Annotated in this window: 20 protein-coding genes; all 20 read left to right on the top strand. The window is 40.6% G+C overall.

The window, feature by feature from the left end; translation table 11 throughout:
* Positions 1-94 precede the first annotated feature (94 nt).
* The 20 genes from IEO70_RS00350 (at position 95) to IEO70_RS00255 (ending at position 20,445) form a co-directional block, all read left to right on the top strand.
* Positions 95-2,008: a stage V sporulation protein D gene (locus IEO70_RS00350; protein ID WP_190996372.1), complete on the top strand. Its 1,914-nt coding sequence runs from the start codon at positions 95-97 to the stop codon at positions 2,006-2,008.
* Between the two features lie 363 nt (positions 2,009-2,371).
* A complete protein-coding gene (locus tag IEO70_RS00345; RefSeq protein ID WP_190996371.1) occupies positions 2,372-3,835 on the top strand; it encodes a UDP-N-acetylmuramoyl-L-alanyl-D-glutamate--2,6-diaminopimelate ligase in 1,464 nt (487 codons plus the stop codon).
* Positions 3,836-4,014: 179 nt separating this feature from the next.
* Positions 4,015-4,992 (top strand): phospho-N-acetylmuramoyl-pentapeptide-transferase, encoded by a 978-nt coding sequence (gene mraY / locus IEO70_RS00340; RefSeq protein WP_190996370.1) that lies wholly within the window; start codon positions 4,015-4,017, stop codon positions 4,990-4,992.
* The gene (murD, locus tag IEO70_RS00335) at positions 4,993-6,345 is read left to right on the top strand and encodes a UDP-N-acetylmuramoyl-L-alanine--D-glutamate ligase (RefSeq protein ID WP_190996369.1); all 1,353 of its coding nucleotides are present in this window, start codon (positions 4,993-4,995) and stop codon (positions 6,343-6,345) included.
* 155 nt (positions 6,346-6,500) lie between these two features.
* Positions 6,501-7,601, top strand: a complete 1,101-nt coding sequence (spoVE, locus tag IEO70_RS00330) for a stage V sporulation protein E (RefSeq protein WP_190996368.1) — start codon at positions 6,501-6,503, stop codon at positions 7,599-7,601.
* A 249-nt stretch (positions 7,602-7,850) separates the two neighbouring features.
* Positions 7,851-8,945: an undecaprenyldiphospho-muramoylpentapeptide beta-N-acetylglucosaminyltransferase gene (gene murG, locus IEO70_RS00325; protein ID WP_190996367.1), complete on the top strand. Its 1,095-nt coding sequence runs from the start codon at positions 7,851-7,853 to the stop codon at positions 8,943-8,945.
* A gap of 114 nt (positions 8,946-9,059) precedes the next feature.
* Positions 9,060-9,827: a cell division protein FtsQ/DivIB gene (locus IEO70_RS00320; RefSeq protein ID WP_190996366.1), complete on the top strand. Its 768-nt coding sequence runs from the start codon at positions 9,060-9,062 to the stop codon at positions 9,825-9,827.
* The gene (locus tag IEO70_RS00315; protein ID WP_190996365.1) at positions 9,799-10,548 is read left to right on the top strand and encodes a DUF881 domain-containing protein; all 750 of its coding nucleotides are present in this window, start codon (positions 9,799-9,801) and stop codon (positions 10,546-10,548) included. Before IEO70_RS00320 ends, IEO70_RS00315 begins: the two co-directional genes overlap by 29 nt.
* 12 nt (positions 10,549-10,560) lie before the next feature.
* The gene (locus IEO70_RS00310) at positions 10,561-11,289 is read left to right on the top strand and encodes a DUF881 domain-containing protein (protein ID WP_190996364.1); all 729 of its coding nucleotides are present in this window, start codon (positions 10,561-10,563) and stop codon (positions 11,287-11,289) included.
* Entirely contained in the window at positions 11,289-11,651 is a 363-nt protein-coding gene (locus tag IEO70_RS00305) for a small basic family protein (protein WP_190996363.1), read from the top strand. The genes IEO70_RS00310 and IEO70_RS00305 overlap by 1 nt, the downstream gene beginning before the upstream one ends.
* A 162-nt stretch (positions 11,652-11,813) precedes the next feature.
* Positions 11,814-13,106 carry a cell division protein FtsA gene (gene ftsA, locus IEO70_RS00300; RefSeq protein WP_190996362.1) on the top strand — a complete coding sequence of 431 codons (1,293 nt, stop codon included), beginning with the start codon at positions 11,814-11,816 and terminating at the stop codon, positions 13,104-13,106.
* A gap of 36 nt (positions 13,107-13,142) precedes the next feature.
* Entirely contained in the window at positions 13,143-14,285 is a 1,143-nt protein-coding gene (gene ftsZ, locus IEO70_RS00295) for a cell division protein FtsZ (protein WP_190996361.1), read from the top strand.
* 345 nt (positions 14,286-14,630) lie between these two features.
* Positions 14,631-15,554: a sigma-E processing peptidase SpoIIGA gene (gene spoIIGA / locus IEO70_RS00290; RefSeq protein WP_190996360.1), complete on the top strand. Its 924-nt coding sequence runs from the start codon at positions 14,631-14,633 to the stop codon at positions 15,552-15,554.
* A gap of 57 nt (positions 15,555-15,611) precedes the next feature.
* The gene (sigE, locus tag IEO70_RS00285; RefSeq protein ID WP_190996359.1) at positions 15,612-16,331 is read left to right on the top strand and encodes an RNA polymerase sporulation sigma factor SigE; all 720 of its coding nucleotides are present in this window, start codon (positions 15,612-15,614) and stop codon (positions 16,329-16,331) included.
* 33 nt (positions 16,332-16,364) lie between these two features.
* On the top strand, positions 16,365-16,592 hold the full coding sequence (locus IEO70_RS00280) for a hypothetical protein (protein WP_190996358.1): 228 nt from the start codon (positions 16,365-16,367) through the stop codon (positions 16,590-16,592).
* Between the two features lie 121 nt (positions 16,593-16,713).
* Complete coding sequence (sigG, locus tag IEO70_RS00275) at positions 16,714-17,493, top strand: RNA polymerase sporulation sigma factor SigG (protein WP_190996357.1); 780 nt, start codon at positions 16,714-16,716, stop codon at positions 17,491-17,493.
* Between the two features lie 648 nt (positions 17,494-18,141).
* Positions 18,142-18,408 carry a YlmC/YmxH family sporulation protein gene (locus IEO70_RS00270; RefSeq protein ID WP_328820835.1) on the top strand — a complete coding sequence of 89 codons (267 nt, stop codon included), beginning with the start codon at positions 18,142-18,144 and terminating at the stop codon, positions 18,406-18,408.
* Positions 18,409-18,474: 66 nt separating this feature from the next.
* The gene (gene pgeF, locus IEO70_RS00265) at positions 18,475-19,302 is read left to right on the top strand and encodes a peptidoglycan editing factor PgeF (RefSeq protein WP_190996356.1); all 828 of its coding nucleotides are present in this window, start codon (positions 18,475-18,477) and stop codon (positions 19,300-19,302) included.
* Positions 19,292-19,969 (top strand): YggS family pyridoxal phosphate-dependent enzyme, encoded by a 678-nt coding sequence (locus IEO70_RS00260; protein WP_190996355.1) that lies wholly within the window; start codon positions 19,292-19,294, stop codon positions 19,967-19,969. Before pgeF ends, IEO70_RS00260 begins: the two co-directional genes overlap by 11 nt.
* A 14-nt stretch (positions 19,970-19,983) precedes the next feature.
* Positions 19,984-20,445 carry a cell division protein SepF gene (locus tag IEO70_RS00255; protein WP_190996354.1) on the top strand — a complete coding sequence of 154 codons (462 nt, stop codon included), beginning with the start codon at positions 19,984-19,986 and terminating at the stop codon, positions 20,443-20,445.
* Positions 20,446-20,448 lie beyond the last annotated feature (3 nt).

The following is a 20,448-nucleotide window of genomic DNA, read 5'->3' as shown; positions in this document are numbered from 1 at the left end:
ATGAAAAAGGACCGGTGTCGGTTTTTCTTATTCTAAATCCTTTTGTACAAGCATATATTGATACAGCGATAAGCTTGTACGGGGGTGCATAAAGTTGCGTGTGTCGAATGTGACAGTGCGAAAAAGATTATTGTTATTCTTTTTAATAGGTTTGCTGATTTTCTTTGTCATTGAGTTTCGTTTAGGGTATGTGCAGCTTTATTTGGGGAATGTATTAACTGGAAAGGCGAAAGATTCGTGGAGCCGAAATATTGTTTTTGAGCCGAAAAGAGGGGAAATTGTGGACCGAAATGGTGTTGCGCTGGCTACTAACTTAAGCGCGCCAACCATTTATGTTGTGCCGAGACAGCTTGAAAATCCTCAAGAAACAGCGGCAAAGCTCGCAGCAGCTCTTGATATGGAAGTGGATGAGACGTTTAAGGAGATCACGCAGCAACGCTCTTCGGTTCGTTTAAGTAAGGGCAGGAAAATATCTCACGAGAAAGCGAAAGAAATTAAAGCAATGGAACTGAAGGGTGTATATATAGCGGAAGATTCGAGGCGTTATTATCCGTTCGGTGAATATTTGTCACATGTTCTTGGTTTTACCGGTATAGATAATCAAGGATTAATGGGGGTTGAATTGACATATGATAATCAACTGAAGGGTGATCAAGGTTATGTAAGATTTTATGCCGATGCAAAAGGAAAGCGGATGGAAAATATGGTTGATGAATATCGTGCGCCGGTTAACGGGAAGAACTTGCAGCTGACGATTGACAGTAAAATCCAAACAATTATGGAGCGGGAAATGGATATTGCTGAGGCGACCTATAATCCTGACGGCATCATCGGAATCGTCATGAATCCGAAAAACGGTGAAATATTGGCAATGGCCAGCCGACCGACTTTCCACCCGTCTAATTATCAGGAAGTATCTTCAGAAGTTTACAACCGTAATTTACCAGTGTGGAGTACGTACGAGCCGGGTTCAACTTTTAAAATCATAACTTTGGCTGCCGCTTTAGAAGAGAAAAAAGTCAATTTGCATCATGACAGTTTTTATGACGATGGCTCTGTAGAAGTCGGAGGAGCTACGCTGCATTGCTGGAAGCGCGGCGGGCACGGCTCACAAACATTTCTCGAAGTTGTGCAAAATTCTTGTAACCCGGGTTTTGTTGAATTGGGCAATCGTTTAGGAAAGGAACAACTATTCTCATATATTAAGAAGTTTGGCTTTGGTCAGAAAACCGGAATTGATTTAGCCGGTGAAGGTACGGGGATTTTGTTCAGCCTGGATCGGGTCGGACCGATTGAACAAGCGACAACAGCATTCGGACAAGGTGTTTCGGTAACACCGATTCAGCAGGTTGCCGCCGTCTCAGCGGCAGTGAATGGCGGTATATTGTATACCCCGTATGTCGCCAAGCAGCTTGTTGATCCATTGACTGGTGAAATTACGGAAGTAAACGGACCGGAGCAGAAGCGACGTGTCATATCGGAGGCAACATCGAAGCAAGTGCGGGAAGCGCTTGAATCGGTCGTGGCTCTTGGATCCGGTAAAGGAGCTTATATAGAAGGTTATCGGGTCGGCGGGAAAACAGGGACTGCACAAAAGGTAAAGGACGGGCGTTATATTGAAAATAACCATATTGTATCCTTTATTGGTTTTGCGCCTGCTGATGACCCCGAACTTGTTGTATACATTGCGGTCGATAATCCGAAGGGGGTTACACAATTCGGCGGGGTAGTCGCCGCGCCGATTGTCGGCAATATTATGGAAGACGCTTTGCTGGAATTGGGGATAAAGCCGCGCGAGGGTGGTTTAGAGAAGGAAAAGGCTTGGAATGATCCGATTATGGTTGAAATACCGGATTTGATAGGAATGAGCATTAATGAATTGAGAACGCAGCTGCTGACGTTGAAAATCGACGTGAGTGGGCAAGGTGATAAAGTGGTCAAACAATCACCGGAGGCCGGTGTGAAAGTGAAGGAAGGCGCTACCATCCGTCTTTATCTTGGCGAATAAAAATACAATTGTAAGGCGATATCCAAAGTCATCGAGTTTTGCCTTTGATATCGCCTTTATCTTTGATCTTTACTTTCATCTAAAAGGACCGGTTCCGGTTTTTCTTTATGTCTAACCTTACACCTGCCATGCTCGGTCCTAAGCCATCCACTCTGTGAAACCAAGAGCGGGTTTCACGGCGCGGATGTCTTAGTCCTCCCGCATGACTCCTTTTTCATCGAGGTGAATCCAAGTAGCCAATTCATGATGAAAAAGGACCGGTTCCGGTTTTTCTCATAAAAAATGTTAACTTTCGTAGAAAACTTTTCATATTTACGGTATGATAATGTATGCTTGTAAATTATCCTAGAGGAGATAGGGACAATGAAATTACATACATTACTTTCATCGCTTGCGTCCTATACAGGCGATGTCAGTCAAAATCCGACAATTACTTCAATAGAAAATGATAACCGACTTGTTCAACCGGGGAGCCTTTTTGTTTGTGTGAAAGGTTACACGGTGGACGGTCATGATTTTGCTGAAGCGGCTGTTGCCAGCGGTGCTGCAGCGATTGTAGCCGAGAAGCCTTTATCGCTTTCAGTACCTGTTATTGTGGTGAAAGATACATATCGTGCTATGGCTATGCTTGCGGACAAATTTTACGAACATCCGACACAAAAACTAAAGCTGATTGGCATAACAGGAACAAACGGTAAAACAACAATCAGCCATTTAATCGAAAAATTACTGAGCGATGACAATAAGAAGACAGGTTTAATCGGCACAATGTACACTAAAATTGCTGACAAAATTTTCGAAACGAAAAACACGACGCCTGACAGCGTCACGCTGCAAAAAACATTTCATGCGATGGCTGAAGAAGGTGTAGATGCAGCTGTTATGGAAGTTTCATCTCATGCATTGGAACTTGGAAGAGTTCACGGCTGTGATTATGATTTGGCGATTTTTACGAACCTGACACAAGACCATCTTGATTTTCACAAAACAATGGAACGCTATAAGTTTGCTAAATCGCTATTGTTCTCACAATTAGGCAATGCCTATTACGATGACAAACGAAAATATGCCATCATTAATGTCGATGATGAAGCAGCTGTAGATTTAATCAGCTACACTGCAGCGCATGTTGTCACTTACGGTATTGATCAAGATGCGGATGTGCGTGCGACTGACATTGAAATTACATCTTCGGGCACAACATTCATGCTACATGCCCGTGGGGAAAAGCTGCCGATGAAGCTGCAGCTTGTTGGAAAGTTCAGTGTTTATAATGTGCTTGCCGCAGTGGCAGCAGGCTTATGCTTAAACTTGAAGCTTCCGGACATTATCGCATCTCTTGAAGAGGTTAAAGGTGTATCAGGCCGATTTGAGCTTGTAAACGAAGGACAGGATTACACAGTCATCGTTGATTATGCGCATACGCCTGACAGTTTGGAGAATGTCATGAAAACAGTAAATGAATTTGCTAAAGGCAATACATTTGTTGTTGTAGGCTGTGGGGGTGACCGCGATAAAACGAAGCGTCCGATTATGGCGAACATCGCTTGTGAATATGCGACTTATCCGATTTTCACATCAGATAACCCGCGTACAGAAAAACCGGAAGATATCCTGAAAGACATGGAAGCCGGTGTAGCTGGCAAATCATATACAACGATTATCGATCGTAAGGAAGCAATCTATGCAAGCATAAAACAAGCAAAACCGGGCGATGTTATCGTGATTGCCGGAAAAGGCCACGAAACATATCAGGAAATCGGCAAACAACGGTTCGATTTTGATGACCGTGTAATAGCAAGACAAGCTATTCAAGAACAGTTATAAGGCAATACTAAAAATCAATACATTTTCAAATCCATTCAATAATATATATGAGTGTGAATAAGATGGTTTCAATCATAATTGATGTAAAATAGAGAGCTTTTATTTAAAATATAGAAGGTAATGAAGTACATTAAGTAAGCAAATCGTTTTATGCACTTGGAAAGGAAGATTAAAATTAAATGGCGGAACAAGTGATTCTTTTTACAATACTGACAGGATTTTTAATTACAGTTGTATTATCTCCTGTTTTTATTCCTTTTCTAAGACGCTTAAAGTTTGGTCAAAGCATTCGTGAAGAGGGACCAAAATCGCATCAGAAAAAATCAGGAACACCGACAATGGGCGGACTGGTCTTTCTATTATCGATTATCGTGACATCTATTGTGATGATTGCGAAATATTCAGAGATGTCGACAAATCTGTTTCTGTTGCTGTTAGTAACAATCGGATTCGGTTTGTTAGGGTTTTTGGATGACTTTATTAAGGTGGTCATGAAACGAAATTTAGGGTTAACATCGCTGCAAAAATTAATTGGACAAATTGTCATCGCTGTTATTTTTTATTTTGTTTATAAATCAACACCTGGATTCATTCCGGAAATTGCAGTGCCAGGGACAGACCTTTCCCTGCATGTAGGTTGGTTTTATGTAATCATTGTTATTTTTTGGCTTGTTGGTTTCTCGAACGCTGTTAACTTAACAGACGGTTTAGATGGACTTGTTTCAGGAACATCTGCAATTGCTTTTGGTGCATTTGCTGTTTTAGCTTGGAATGCGGAGCAATATGATGTGGCAATCTTTTCGGTTGCAGTAGTCGGTGCGGTACTTGGCTTTTTAGTATTCAACGCACACCCGGCGAAGGTGTTTATGGGGGATACAGGATCACTTGCATTAGGTGGCGCTTTGGCGACAGTAGCATTGCTTACAAATCACATTTTACTACTGGTTATTATCGGTGGTGTATTTGTTATTGAAACGTTATCGGTAATCTTGCAGGTTGCCAGCTTTAAAACAACTGGGAAAAGAATCTTCAAAATGAGCCCTCTTCATCATCACTATGAATTAAGCGGTTGGTCTGAGTGGAGAGTAGTCGTGACATTTTGGTCTGTGGGACTATTGTTCGCGGTGTTGGCAATCTATTTAGAGGTGTGGTTATAATTGAAAAAAATCGAAACGTATTTGCGGAAGAAAGTATTAGTAATTGGTTTGGCAAAAAGCGGAGTTACAGCAGCAACACTTTTGCATAAACTTGGAGCGTTTGTGACAGTCAATGACCGTAAGCCACTTAATGAAAATCCAGAAGCGCAAAGCTTGCTAGAGGAAGGCATTAAAGTCATTTGCGGCGATCATCCTTTAGAATTATTGGATGAAGGCTTTGAGCTAATTGTAAAAAATCCGGGTATTCCGTATAGTAATCCTTTAGTTAAAGGAGCAATTGAAAAAGGGATACCGGTTATCACTGAAGTAGAGCTTGCTTACGAAATAAGCGAGGCGCCGATTATCGGCATTACAGGTACAAACGGAAAAACAACGACTACAACGTTAATATATGAAGTGCTTGAAGCGGATGGCAAACAGCCGCTGATTGCCGGAAATATCGGTACAGTTGCTTCAGGCGTGGCAGAAGAAGCGAAAGCAGACCAAACAATCGTTATGGAATTATCATCATTCCAATTGATGGGTACAACTTCGTTCGCTCCACAAATTGCGCTTATTACAAACCTTTACGAAGCTCATCTTGATTACCACGGTGACTTTAAGTCGTATTGCGAAGCGAAAAGCAATATTACGATGCGTCAAACCAGAGATGATTATTTTGTGTACAATGCCGACCAGGAAGAAGTAGTGGCTATTGCAAAAAAATCTCCAGCGACAACGATTCCTTTTTCAGTGAATAAAATCGTCGATAATGGCGCTTATATCGAAGAAGGCTTTATCAAGTTTCAAGGAGAAAAAGTGATTGCTGTAGCCGACATAGTATTGCCAGGAAAGCATAACTTGGAGAATATTTTGGCAACTGTCGCAATTTGCAAACTGAAAGGTGTCAGAAATGAAGCAATCTATAGAGTAATGACATCGTTTACTGGCGTTGAACATCGACTGCAATATGTAACTACTATAAATGACCGGAAATTTTATAATGACTCAAAGGCGACAAATATTTTAGCAGCTTCAAAAGCATTGGCTTCGTTTGAAGTGCCGACAATTTTGCTGGCGGGTGGTTTAGACCGAGGCAATGAATTTGATGAATTGATTCCTTCGCTTAAGCATGTTAAAGCTGTAATCACGTTTGGCCAAACAGCTGAAAAAATTGCACGCGTGGCGAAACAGGCAGGTATAGAGTCAGTTCAAATCGTCGATAATGTTACAGAAGCTGTGCCGGTTGCATATAAAATGTCAGAGGAAGGCGACTGCATCTTGCTTTCACCTGCTTGTGCAAGCTGGGATCAATTTAAAACTTTTGAGGAAAGAGGAAGCATTTTTATTGATGCGGTGCATAAGCTTAATTAAGAGCTTGTACTAAAGGGTATATCATTAGTATATTCCTTTACATAAAAACTAATCACAACCAGAAGAACCATTTGTAAAAATAGCGATTTGTTGTTTTTAAAATGGTTCTTTTGTTTTTTTACAAGCTCAAATCTTACCGTTAGAGGTGTAGAATTGTGCACGCGAAAAAGAACCAGCCAGATATCATTTTAATTATTGTAATACTTTCTTTATTAACGATTGGGTTAATCATGGTCTATAGTGCGAGTGCGGTATGGGCTGCGTATAAATTTGACGATTCTTTCTTTTTTGTCAAAAGGCAGCTGTTATTTGCAGGGGTTGGCGTCGCAGCAATGTTTTTTGTGATGAATATTAATTATCTCAATTGGAAATCATGGTCGAAAATATTATTAATCGGCTGTTTTGTGTTATTAGTTGCTGTGCTGATCCCGGGGATAGGGATGGAAAGAAACGGTTCAAGAAGCTGGATTGGTGTAGGTGCTTTTTCGATTCAGCCATCCGAATTTACAAAACTTGCTATGATTGCGTTTCTGGCCAAATTCTTATCGGAAAATCAGAAGCATATTACAACAATAAAGAAGGGCTTGGGCCCATCGTTAGGACTGGTTTTTTTAGCGTTCGGCATGATTATGCTGCAGCCTGACTTAGGAACCGGAACCGTCATGGTAGGGACTTGTATCGTAATGATTTTTGTAGCTGGTGCAAGGGTGATGCACTTTGTTTGGTTAGGGCTAATGGGGCTGGGAGGATTTGTTTTACTCGTCGCGTCAGCTCCTTATCGTATTAAAAGGATTACTTCCTATTTGGATCCGTGGGAAGACCCGCTTGGTTCCGGTTTTCAAATTATACAATCGTTATTGGCGATTGGTCCGGGAGGCTTATTCGGACTGGGACTTGGTCAGAGCAGACAAAAGTTCTTTTATTTGCCGGAGCCGCAAACGGATTTTATTTTTGCTATCATCTCTGAAGAATTAGGTTTTATCGGGGGCAGCTTTGTCATTCTCTTATTCGCACTGTTATTGTGGAGAGGGATTAGGGTTGCTCTTGGGGCTCCGGATTTATATGGCAGTTTTTTGGCGGTTGGTATCATCAGTATGGTGGCAATACAAGTGATGATCAATATCGGCGTAGTAACCGGTTTGATTCCGGTAACAGGCATTACACTTCCGTTTTTAAGTTATGGAGGGTCATCACTGACACTGATGCTAATGGCTATGGGAGTGCTTTTGAATATTAGTCGTTTTTCCAAATATTAGAATACTCTTAAGAACTTCCGTAAAACTTGTTTTACGGAAGTTCTTGTATGTAACATCAAAAATAACTGTGCGCTCGGTGAAAGTTTGCACTTATGATTCGGTATCCGGATGGAGTAAGCGAATACTTGGATAAAACCTTACTGTTTAGTGCAAAGGAAACCTTCTATTAGCAGTTTTTTTGTAGTAAAATAAGTTGAAGGCTTCTAAATGTTAATTGCAGGAAGCATAAAGATAGTATGAGGTGAATACATGAGGATTGTTGTCAGCGGAGGCGGAACTGGAGGGCATATTTATCCGGCTTTGGCTTTGATAAGAGAAATACAGAAAAATGAGAAAGATTGTTCGTTTTTATACATAGGTACTGAAAAAGGATTGGAAAGTACGCTTGTAAGAAGAGAGAACATTCCGTTTAAAGCGATCGAAATTACAGGATTCAAAAGAAAACTATCTTTTGATAACGTCAAAACGGTTATACGCTTTCTGAAAGGTGTCAGCGAAAGCAAAAAGATGCTGAAGGAATTTAAAGCGGACGTTGTAATCGGTACAGGCGGCTATGTTTGCGGCCCTGTTGTTTATGCTGCGGCAAAGCTGGGCATCCCGACGATCATTCATGAACAAAATAGCGTTCCCGGCTTAACGAATAAATTTTTAAGCCGTTATGCATCAAAGGTAGCGGTATGCTTCCCGGAAGCAACTTCTTTCTTCCCAGAAAGCAAAACGGTATTTACCGGTAATCCTAGAGCTTCTGAAGTGCTCGCTTTTTCCGGGAAAGAGGGTATAAGAAAACTTGGTTTGGATGCGAACAAAGAAACAGTGCTGGTTGTCGGCGGGAGCCGCGGAGCACGTCCGATTAATGATGCGCTTTTGAAAGTGATGGCAGAACTAAAAGAGAAACCGTATCAGCTTATATATGTTACAGGGGACGTTCATTATGAAAAAGTCATGGAAGAGCTGAATTTAATCGGCAGTTCAGATAATGTAATCGTGAAACCGTTTATCCATAATATGCCTGAAGTTCTGGCAGGAGTAGATTTAGTTGTTGCCCGGGCAGGAGCGACAACATTAGCTGAATTAACAGCTTTAGGCGTTCCGAGCATCTTAGTTCCGAGTCCGTATGTAACAAATAATCATCAAGAGAAAAATGCGCTTTCGCTTGTAAATCATCATGCAGCCAATATGATTTTAGAGAAAGATTTAACAGGCGGGAAGCTGCTGGGAAATATCGATGAAATTTTGTTATCTAAAGAAAAACTCAACAGTATGAAGACGGCGGCAAAAGAATTAGGTGTTCCTGATGCCAGCAAAAAATTATATGCAGTAATGCGTGAACTCACGTCAAAATAAATGACGCATCCAGGACGGGATCTTAGTTATCCCGTCCTATTAGGGGAGAAGGGTGTATTATGCCGGAGAAATTCGGGTTGAGTAAATGACTTATGAATGCAAGAGGTGTAATCATTGGAGAAGGAAAATGTAGTTTCGCTAGAAGACCGTATTCCGAAACTGAAGCAACGCAGAAAGAAAAAGGCAAACAGAAGAGCCATTGCGCTTTTGTCCGTTTTCTTCCTTTTGCTTATATTTGTTTTATATTTTCTATCTCCATTGAGTAATGTTAATAAAATTAATATTCAAGGAAACGTGTATACGTCCGAAAATATAATAGTGGAATCGAGCGGTCTTAGTACTGATACAACAATTTGGAAAGTTGATAAAGAAGAGATTTTGGAGCGTTTAAAGCAATTGCCTGAAATAAAAGAGGCCGATATCTCCATAATTTTACCAAATTCAGTGCAGATTAAGGTTGAGGAATATAAGCGCCTTGCCTACTTAGTTGACGGATCTGTTTACAAGCCGATTTTGTCCAGCGGTAAAATAATGGAGAGTGCCGAAGTAAATGTCGTTCCGGTGCATGCCCCGCTCTTGTTTGGCTTTGGAGAAGGGAAAGAACTGGATTCGGTCATTGCTGCCTTAGAAGAATTACCTGAAGAAATAAACAATGCTATTTCAGAAATACATTTTAATCCTTCTGAAACAGACTCTTATCGGGTGAAATTATATATGAATGATGGATATGAAGTGAGTGCGAATTCCAGAACATTAGCGGACAAGCTGGTTCATTATCCTTCTATTGTCAGTCAACTGGAACCGAATGTTAAAGGAGTTATTGACTTGGAAGTAGGTTCATATTTCAGGGCATATGAATCTTCAGAGCCTCAATCGGAATAAAGGGAGGAAGGGAGCAACAATTAAAGGTATAAAAGTTAACGGTAAACAGGTTATTTTATCTCTTGTTTTTTTGATTCTGGGCTTTTTGATTGCTTTCTCCTACAATGTTACGAAAGAAAACAAGGAACAGGCGAATGTGGATGAGCTATGGAATGAGGAATATCAGCTTAGAAAAGAGCTCATCAGTCAAGAAGAGAAGAACAGAGAGCTTCACCAGCAAGTAATTGAAGCGCAAGAAGAAATTTCAATGTATGAAACAGACATTGCTAATGAAGAACAAGTGTTATTTAATTTGGCTGAAGACGCGGAGAAATTTCGTATGTATTTAGGGAAAATAAAAGTTTCCGGTTCAGGTGTATCGGTTAAATTAGAAGATGGCGATTATGATGCTTCGCAATATAATATTAACGATTATATTGTCCATGAGCATCATGTATTCAATGTCATCAATGAACTGTATATATCCGGTGCTTCAGCGGTTGCGGTGAATGGGCAAAGGCTGAAGCATAACTCTTACATTGTCTGCAATGGACCTGTTATAACAATTGACGGGAAACAGCATCCTGCACCATTTGTCATAACAGCAATAGGAGATGCGGATGTATTAGAAGCAGCCCTTTTATTAACCGGAGGAACAAGAGACCGGTTAGTTAATGAAAACATCATCTTTACTATAGAAAAACAAGCAAATATTATTATGAATCCGATAATAGGCGGCTAAGGAAGTTTGGTGATGTCATTGAAAAAAAGAATAAGTACAGGTTTTGTCCTGGTTTCTTCTGTTATTGGTTTTATGCTTGCTGTTCAATTTAAGACTGTTCAAGAACCTAAAGAGCGTGATACCCGGGATATGTGGGAATTGAAGGCTGCTCTATTAGAAGAACAGAAACAGCAGGAAACACTGCTTGAAGAAATTAATGTGCTTGAGGACCAGCTTGCCCGTTATCAATCCGAGCGTTCTTCCAGCAAGGAGAGCGCGCTAAAAAGCACTCTCGAAGAACTGAAGGCTGAAGCGGGACTGACGGATGTATCGGGAAATGGTTTAATATTAACAATCACTCCGTTGCCGGCTGAGCTTATTATGGGGCAATCAGTCAAGCAGATTTCACCGGAATTGCTGCAAAGACTTATTAACGAGCTGAATAAGTATGAGGCCAAGCATGTTTCAGTCAATGAAGAAAGAATCGTCAATACTACCGTTATACGGGATGTAAATGGAATTACTAAAATTGACGGTGTGTCACTTAATAGATACCCTATTGAAATAAAGGTGATAGCATCGAATGCAGACAAATTAAGAGACAGGCTTAAAGCGAGTCAAATATTAGATGAGCTTTTTATGGAAAATCTGTCTCTGGACATATCGGAACCGGACTCTTCTATTACCATACCGGCGTATCGCAATGCGATAAAAGTTGATCATATGTCGCCTGTAATCCAAAGCAAGGAGGAGGATAGCTAATGTGGCTGTCGATTTTTGGACTAGTCATTGGCGTTGCGCTGGGTCTTTTGACGGACTTCAATATACCGCCTGAGTACTCAAATTACTTATCTATAGCCATTTTAGCTGCTTTGGACACGTTATTTGGGGGCATCAGAGCACAACTGCAAAATGTCTACGATGAATTGGTATTTGTGTCCGGGTTCTTTTTTAATATAATATTGGCTGCAAGTTTATCTTTTCTAGGTGTTCATCTTGGTGTAGACTTATATTTAGCGGCAGTATTTGCATTCGGAGTTCGCTTGTTCCAGAATATAGCTGTTATAAGAAGAATTATTCTGGCAAACTTCACTGCAAGAAAAAAAGAAAAATCACAAAAATAAGTATAATTCCCCTTTTAAATCATTTATGATAAAAAAGGGGAAAAACCTTCATTTGTTGAATTTATACATATGGTTTTTTGTGCTATTTTATACTATTCTATTAATATATAATAATTTACAGTTGTTCTAGAATTAATTTCCTTAATGAGGGGGTGCCATGGAGTGAACAACAATGAAATCTATGTCAGTTTAGACATCGGTACATCGAGTGTTAAAGTGATTATTGGCGAAATGGTCCATGACACTTTTAATATACTTGGTGTTGGAAATGTGAAATCAACGGGGCTGCGTAAAGGGGCGATTGTTGATATTGATGAAACCGTTCGTTCAATTAAAAATGCTGTTGAACAGGCAGAAAGAATGGTTGGTGTCCAAATAAAGCAAGTAGTTGTAGGAATAAGTGGAAATCACGTGATGCTCCATCCATGTCATGGAATTGTTGCAGTCTCAAGTGAGAATAAAGAAATTACACAGCATGACGTTATGCGTGTAAAAGAAGCTGCTGAAGTCATGACGATACCGGCTGACCGTGAAGTGATTGATATAATTCCTGTTAGCTATAAAGTGGATGAATTGGATGAAATAAAGGATCCGCGAGGTATGATTGGTGTCCGTCTTGAAATGAAGGGACTGCTGATCACGAGCATGAAAACAATTTTACATAATACTTTGCGCTGTGTTGAAAGAGCGGGGCTGGAAATTGTTGATATTGCCTTGCAACCATTGGCTGCCGGCTCACTTGTTCTTTCACGGGATGAAAAAGAATTGGGCGTTGCCTTAGTGGATATCGGCGGAGGCTCAACGACTGTCACAATGTTTGAAGGCGGACAGTTAGTATCAACGTCTGTTCTCCCGGTCGGAGGAGACACAATTACAAAAGATTTATCGATTGTTCTCCGTACAACGATGGAAGATGCAGAAAAAATAAAGCTAAAATATGGACATGCATTTTATGATGATGCATCCGAGGATGAGATTTTTCATGTGCCGATTATCGGAAGCGATCAAAAGGTGCCTTGCAATCAGTTAATGCTGGCTGAAATCATTGAAGCCCGTTTAATAGAGATATTTGAGCTAATGTTAGAACAATTAAATAGACAAGGTTTTAGAGATATTCCTAGTGGTTTTGTCTTAACTGGCGGGGTTGTTAAAATGCCGGGTCTTCTGGAACTGGCGCAGCAAACGCTTCAAAACCGAGTCAGAACAGCCGAACCGAATTACATTGGTGTCAGAGAGCCTCAGTTTACGACAGCAGTCGGTTTATTGAAACATGCATTAGACAAAGAGAGAATGTCGGGCGTTTCATTAAGCAGCAGCCCGGCTCCAATTCCTGTAAAACAACCGGAAACAATTCCAAACAGACCGGTTGAAAAAGTGGCTGTTCCTGAAAAAAGCAAAAAAGATCCAAATGAAAAAGGGAAATTTAAAAAATTACTAGGTTATTTCTTTGAATAAGCTATTCAAAGAGCGTAGCGGAACTAGGAGGATAATATGTTAGAGTTTGAATCTAATACAGATGCATTGGCAAAAATTAAAGTAATTGGCGTTGGCGGCGGCGGCGGCAATGCTGTTAATAGAATGATTGAGCATGGGGTGCAAGGTGTTGATTTCATTGCAGTTAATACAGATGCTCAAGCTCTTAATCTTTCAAAAGCTGAAGTAAAAATGCAAATTGGCGGTAAATTGACGCGCGGACTTGGTGCTGGTGCAAACCCTGAAGTGGGCAAAAAAGCGGCTGAAGAAACAAGAGAGCAAATTGAAGAAGCACTTCGCGGAGCAGATATGGTATTCGTAACTGCAGGTATGGGCGGAGGTACAGGAACAGGTGCTGCTCCTGTTATCGCTAATATTGCCCGTGAACTTGGAGCTCTAACTGTAGGTGTAGTAACCAGACCGTTTACATTTGAAGGCCGCAAACGTGCTAACCAAGCTCAAGGCGGTATTTCTGCAATGAAGGAAGCGGTAGATACATTAATCGTAATTCCGAACGACCGTCTATTAGAGATTGTTGATAAAAACACACCTATGCTTGAAGCATTCCGTGAAGCGGATAATGTACTTCGTCAAGGTGTTCAAGGTATTTCCGACTTGATTGCGACTCCTGGTTTAATCAACTTGGACTTCGCTGATGTAAAAACAATTATGAGCAACAAAGGTTCTGCATTAATGGGTATCGGTGTCGCATCTGGCGAAAACCGTGCAGCGGAAGCAGCGAAGAAAGCTATTTCTTCACCATTGCTTGAGAAAACTATCGATGGTGCACAAGGTGTGCTGATGAATATTACCGGCGGAACTAACTTAAGCTTGTTTGAAGTTCAGGAAGCGGCTGATATTGTCGCGTCTGCTTCTGACCAAGAAGTTAATATGATTTTCGGTTCTGTTATTAACGAAAACTTAAAAGATGAAATTGTTGTAACTGTGATTGCTACAGGTTTTACTGAAACAGAATCACATGAAAAACCGGCTAAGCCAAACTATGCTCAACCGCAAAGAACGACTGCATCAGCTACAACATCTGCTGCTAAGCCGGTCAATACAAGAACGGAAACATCGGAGCCGCAAAGAACAGCTTCTTCTGCTCCAACTGAAGAAGCGCTTGATATTCCAACATTTTTGCGTAATCGCCGTAAATAATAAAATAGGACAAAGGCTATCGTGAACAGATTGTTTAACATTCTGTTCACGATAGCTTTTTTGTTTGGAAGAACAGAGCAAGGCGATTGGCGATTTTTCTTTTTTAAAAAAAGTATAGCGACAAAATTCTTAAAAAAACGAATAAATCTCTCTTTTTTATTGCCCATAAAGCGACATACTTTTATGGGCAGGGTAGGATATACTTTTTTTATCTCTTCAACAGTTTGGAATCTAGGTATTGGTGACAGCCTGATTGTTTATGATTAGCGGAAATGAAGCGATGGTTGATAGATTAATAGCTGTAATCGGTGTTCAAATCGGACCGTGCTAATAGGGGGAGGAGTGTTGGTAGCTTATCTTGATTTAATATTGCTTTTGAATTGGCTGTTTGATTGCTTACTTTTATATTGGACGTCGATTTTATTGAAGAGGAGACCAAAGCCAATACGCTTGGCGCTTGCGGGCTTAGTGGGAGCGCTTTTTATTCTTCTTTCCTTTACATCTTTCGGCCACTTAGCGAATTCTGTTTGGTTAAAACTGGCGGTTTCACTTATTATGGTTTTCATTGCTTTTGGTTTTTTACGTTTGAAGGTGTTTGTAAAAACGTGTTTGCTATTTTATTTTGTCACTTTTTTGACTGGCGGAATATTGATGGGTATTCATTTTTTATTTTCCTATCAACTCGTAGCCTCCCCGAGCAATGGTTTGTTTTACGTAACGAAAAGCTTTGGTGATCCTGTTAGCTGGCTGTTTGTTATGCTCGGTTTTCCATGTGCATGGCTTTATGCGAAAAGGGTATTTGATGACATGGAGTCATCAGTTATGCTTCATACAGGCATTGTCGATGTGATTATAAAAATAAAGGGAATTTCCTTTGCTTGCAAGGGATTGATTGACACTGGCAATCAATTATATGAACCGATTACAAACACCCCTGTGATGATCTTGTCTATCGCATCGCAAGCAGACAATTTTCCTGCTGACGTGCTGAAACTGCTGCATGAGCCGGTTAAAGCAGAAAAGCTGTCTGATTATATGGAGAGTTCATGGGGAGAACGCTTGCGGGTAATCCCATACAAAGTAGTGGGAAAGGAGCAGCAGCTTATGCTTGCGTTTCGACCGGATTCCATTCATATTACAGCTGACAATATGGCGGGATATGTGCAAAAGGGAATAGTCGCCATAACGGTACAAACGCTGTCTCACGATGGGATGTATGAGTGCATCATTCATCCGCGGATGATGGTGGCTCTAAACAATGCCTCATAATCATTCTTTACCATATAATATACTCGCCATTTCCTAATTTAGAAGGAGGAATAAGCTGTGAAAAAGTTGATTTTTAAAATGAAATTTTATTGGTATAAGCTGCTTATAAAACTTCGTTTGAAAAGCGATGAAATACATTATATTGGCGGAAGTGAAGCTTTGCCTCCCCCTTTATCGAAGGAAGAAGAGGAAGTACTTATCCATAAGCTTCCGAAAGGAGATGAGACGGCAAGAACGATATTAATTGAAAGAAATTTGCGTCTTGTCGTATACATTGCCCGCAAATTCGAAAACACAGGCATCAATATTGAGGATTTAATCAGTATCGGAACAATTGGACTCATTAAAGCTGTTAATACGTTCAATCCGGAAAAGAAAATCAAGCTCGCTACATATGCTTCCCGTTGTATCGAGAATGAAATATTGATGTATTTAAGGCGGAATAATAAGATTCGCTCGGAAGTTTCATTTGATGAGCCGTTAAATATCGATTGGGACGGCAATGAATTGCTGCTGTCCGATGTATTGGGAACTGATGATGACATTATTACAAAGGATTTAGAGGCAAATATCGACCGCAATTTACTGACGAAGGCGCTTTATCAATTGAACGACCGTGAAAAGCAAATTATGGAACTGCGGTTTGGTTTATTGGGGGGAGAAGAGAAAACACAAAAGGATGTAGCAGACATGCTAGGTATTTCGCAATCTTATATATCCAGACTTGAAAAAAGGATTATCAAACGGCTCCGAAAGGAATTTAATAAAATGGTTTAATATCAAGCATTCTCCTAGTCTCACTGAAGGAGAATGCTTACGCTATCCAAATGCGCAATAAATCAAATCAATCAATACTTTCAAGCTGTCAGTCATCTTGTTGACCATCGGGATGGATTTGAAAGCGTTTGGGATTTAATGATTGTTTTTGCTGCTTATATCGTTGAGAAGACAGGAGTGAAGCAATTATTTAATGTCGCATTACAACCATCAAGCAGTCATGCAGGAAAGCACGCAAAATCGCTGGTTTTCCTTTTATAAGAAATATTCTTGAGCATAAATCGGCTGTGGACGCACAGCTTTCTTAATTTGGAAGTGCATATTTTTTCCTTGCAGGGAGATACTGAATTTTGTACAGCATCCCTGTAAGGAGGGAAGGACTTTGTCACGAAATAAGGTTGAAATATGCGGCGTTGATACTTCAAAGTTGCCGCTCTTGAAGAACGAAGAAATGAGACAGCTGTTCAAGGAGTTGCAAGAAGGGAATTTATCCGCGAGAGAAAAGCTGGTCAATGGCAATCTTAGGCTAGTGTTAAGCGTGATTCAACGATTTAATAACAGAGGCGAATATGTCGATGATTTGTTTCAAGTAGGCTGCATTGGCCTTATGAAATCAATTGATAATTTTGATTTAAGTCAGAACGTAAAATTTTCAACATATGCTGTACCTATGATTATTGGTGAAATAAGAAGATATTTGCGTGATAACAATCCGATTCGCGTTTCGCGCTCGTTGCGTGATATTGCCTATAAAGCGCTGCAGGCAAAAGAAAAACTGATGAGTCAGACGTCAAGAGAGCCGACTGCAGAGGAAATCGCGAAAGTTCTTGAAGTGCCGCATGAAGAGATTGTCTTTGCTTTAGATGCTATTCAGGATCCTGTCAGTTTATTTGAGCCGATTTATAATGACGGAGGCGACCCGATATATGTCGTCGATCAGCTCAGTGATGAAAAGAATAAGGACAGCTCCTGGATTGATGAGATTGCATTAAAGGAAGGCATGAGAAGGCTGAATGAACGTGAAAAGCTCATCATCCGCAAAAGATTTTTTCAAGGAAAAACGCAAATGGAAGTGGCCGATGAAATCGGGATTTCCCAGGCACAAGTTTCCAGATTGGAAAAAGCGGCTATTAAGCAAATGAATAAAAATATTCAGCACTAATTTTTAGTCATTACCGTAACGAACGATCATTTTTCCGATTTTTGAAATCGGGGAAATGATCTTTTTTAATGTAATTTTAAAAAAGTGTACCGACATCTAGCTACAGCGCCTAGCACCTATTGCCCTTCGGCAACCTCCTGTCGATAAGTCAACGCTGAAATGTGGAATCGGTCCGCAAGCAAGGTTCAGCGACTAAGAGCGCTATGTCCTGTAGCAACGTCGCTGTGACTCTCATCCTGAGAGCCTCAGTTCATACGGTGCTTTTTAGAGGGCGCTTCCGCTTTTGTTTCTGGAACATGCGTCAAGCCTCCTCGTCTCAAATGCTCCTGCGGTGTATCGGCCTGCTCGCTTCGTCTGAGCAGGAGTCGCCGTCCTCTGCTCCAATCAACACATGATATATGTGCTAGGTACGACATTCGATTTTTCTAAAATAAGAGCTCGGTTTAAATAATTCTTATAAGGCTTTTAATTAGGTAATCATTATTTGCATAAAGTGACATATATTATTGGAAAGTGGTTCTCAGCAAATAATCTATAGGAAGATATGCTGATCGTTAATTATGTTTCTCGCACCTTCAACAGCTTAGTAGTGAAAAGAGTCTGCTATCAGCGAAAAAATGACACTTTCCTAAAGGAGACTGACAGATTGTGAGGATATCAGAATTTCAAATGAAGGATATTGTCAGCTTGTCAAATGGGCGAAAACTAGGGAATATTCACGATTTGGAAATTGATTTGCAGACAGGGCAAATATACGCTATTTTTGTCGTTAACGGCTCCAGATGGCGCTCCATGTTTCAAAAAGATGAGGAAGTCCGTATTCCATGGAGCAGAATAAAGCGGATTGGAACCGACATTATTTTTGTCGATGAAGCAGAATTGCGGACAATTTTTGATGAAAACAAGGAAAAATAGCGAGATAACTAGGTATCATATGGCAAGATATGATAAAATAAATAAAAATATAAAGGATTGTCATGTATGAACGAAATTTTTGTCAAAAAGGCGGAACGATATTACAGTATTGCTGATTGGGAAAAGTCGAATAATATGCTCGTTGTCGGATTCACAACTAAGAACGGCGGATGCAGCGAAGCTCCATTTCACAGCTTGAATATGGGCTACCATGTCGGAGATGACGAGAAATGTGTCACAAAAAACAGGCAACTGCTTGCGCAAGACATCGGCATGCCTTTAACTGAATGGGTTGGCGCAGAACAGACGCACCGAAGCAATATTATGAAGATAACAGCTGCCGATAAGGGTCGCGGTGCCGCTGACTATGTTTCAGCTTTCCGCGATACGGACGGCTTTTATACAAACGAGCCAGGTATACTACTTACTTTATGCTATGCTGACTGTGTTCCAATCTATTTTTATGCGCCTTCTGCTGGCTATATAGGTATGGTACATGCTGGATGGAAAGGGACAGTCGCTAAAATAGCCGCTGAAATGATTGAAAAATGGCAAGCCGAAGGGATATCCCCGAAAGACATTAAAGCGGTCATCGGTCCTTCCATTTGCGGAGGATGTTATATAGTGGATGACCGGATTATTGATCAAGTTAAGCTAGTTTGTGGAGAGAGCCAACCTTATCACGAAGTAAGTGAAGGACAATATGAACTCGATTTGAAACAGCTTAATCAATCAATTCTTCAAGGGGCGGGCGTTACTGATATTGCAGTAACAAATTTTTGCACGTCCTGCGTGGATAAAGACTTCTTTTCTCATAGACGAGACAAAGGAAAAACAGGAAGATTAATGAGTTTTATAGGCTGGAAGGAGGCCTTTACACAAAGTGAGAGTTGAAGACAACTTTTCTGTCGTAAAAGAAAGAATTAAACAGGCATGCGAAAGAAGCGGCAGAAGTGAAGATGAAATTAAAGTGATAGCCGTCACGAAATATGTTTCTGCAGAACGTACACAGGAAGCAATTGATGCAGGAATTATTCATATTGGAGAAAATCGAATTGAAGGTTTACTGGAAAAGCAGCATGCAATAAACGGACAAGCCGTCTGGCATTTTATCGGTTCTTTGCAAACAAGAAAGGTAAAAGATGTCGTTGCGCATGCCGATTATATCCATTCTTTGGACAGGACGTCGCTTGCAAAAGAAATCCACAAACGGGCTGTAGAGCCAGTTCGCTGTTTTGTACAGGTTAATGTTTCCGGTGAAGAGTCAAAACATGGACTGACGCCTGAAGAAGTTATCCCTTTTGTGAAGGAACTCGCTTCTTACGACCGGATAATTGTAGTCGGATTAATGACGATGGCCCCTTTTACAGAAGATGAACAAGTCTTAAGATCTTGCTTCAGAAAGTTAAAAGAGCTGCAGCTGCAAGTGAAAAACCTTGAATTGCCCTACGCTCCATGTCAAGAATTGTCTATGGGGATGTCCAATGATTTTGAAATTGCCATCGAAGAAGGTTCAACTTGTATCCGTGTAGGTACTGCACTAGTCGGTGAGAATTCTTAAAGGAGGCTATTAATATGTCAATTGGTTCAAAGTTTAAATCATTTTTTGCTCTGGATGAGGAAATTGAATATGTAGAAACGCAGCAGGAAGAGAAGGTGCACGATATCCCTGTGAAAAACACTGCTAAACATAGTCAGAACCAACAGCAGCATACCGGTCCGCAAAATGTCGTCAGTCTGCAAAGTGTCCAAAAATCTTCAAAAGTCGTTTTGTTTGAGCCTCGCGCATACTCAGAAGCGCAGGAAATTGCCGATCATTTAAAGAACAGAAAAGCGGTAGTTGTGAATCTGCAGCGAATTGCCCATGATCAGGCGAAGCGGATAGTGGACTTCTTAAGCGGTACAGTGTATGCTATAGGTGGAGACATTCAGCGAATCGGCTCCAATATTTTTCTTTGCACACCTGACAACGTTGATGTGTCAGGCAGCATTACCGGTATACTTCAAGATGAAGAGTCTGATGATTTAAGGTGGTAAATA

Source organism: Peribacillus faecalis, assembly GCF_014712675.1.
GTDB classification, from domain to species: domain Bacteria; phylum Bacillota; class Bacilli; order Bacillales; family DSM-1321; genus Bacillus_AD; species Bacillus_AD faecalis.
This window is presented reverse-complemented; position numbering and strand designations above follow the sequence as displayed.

Bases quoted from the DNA above. Each gene is read 5' to 3' on its own strand.
- IEO70_RS00310 (WP_190996364.1), top strand. From the start codon at position 10,561: ATGTCATTGAAAAAAAGAATAAGTACAGGTTTTGTCCTGGTTTCTTCT.
- IEO70_RS00345 (WP_190996371.1), top strand. From the start codon at position 2,372: ATGAAATTACATACATTACTTTCATCGCTTGCGTCCTATACAGGCGAT.
- mraY (WP_190996370.1), top strand. From the start codon at position 4,015: ATGGCGGAACAAGTGATTCTTTTTACAATACTGACAGGATTTTTAATT.
- IEO70_RS00305 (WP_190996363.1), top strand. From the start codon at position 11,289: ATGTGGCTGTCGATTTTTGGACTAGTCATTGGCGTTGCGCTGGGTCTT.
- IEO70_RS00315 (WP_190996365.1), top strand. From the start codon at position 9,799: ATGAATCTTCAGAGCCTCAATCGGAATAAAGGGAGGAAGGGAGCAACA.
- pgeF (WP_190996356.1), top strand. From the start codon at position 18,475: ATGAACGAAATTTTTGTCAAAAAGGCGGAACGATATTACAGTATTGCT.
- IEO70_RS00280 (WP_190996358.1), top strand. From the start codon at position 16,365: ATGCTTACGCTATCCAAATGCGCAATAAATCAAATCAATCAATACTTT.
- IEO70_RS00255 (WP_190996354.1), top strand. From the start codon at position 19,984: ATGTCAATTGGTTCAAAGTTTAAATCATTTTTTGCTCTGGATGAGGAA.
- murG (WP_190996367.1), top strand. From the start codon at position 7,851: ATGAGGATTGTTGTCAGCGGAGGCGGAACTGGAGGGCATATTTATCCG.
- ftsZ (WP_190996361.1), top strand. From the start codon at position 13,143: ATGTTAGAGTTTGAATCTAATACAGATGCATTGGCAAAAATTAAAGTA.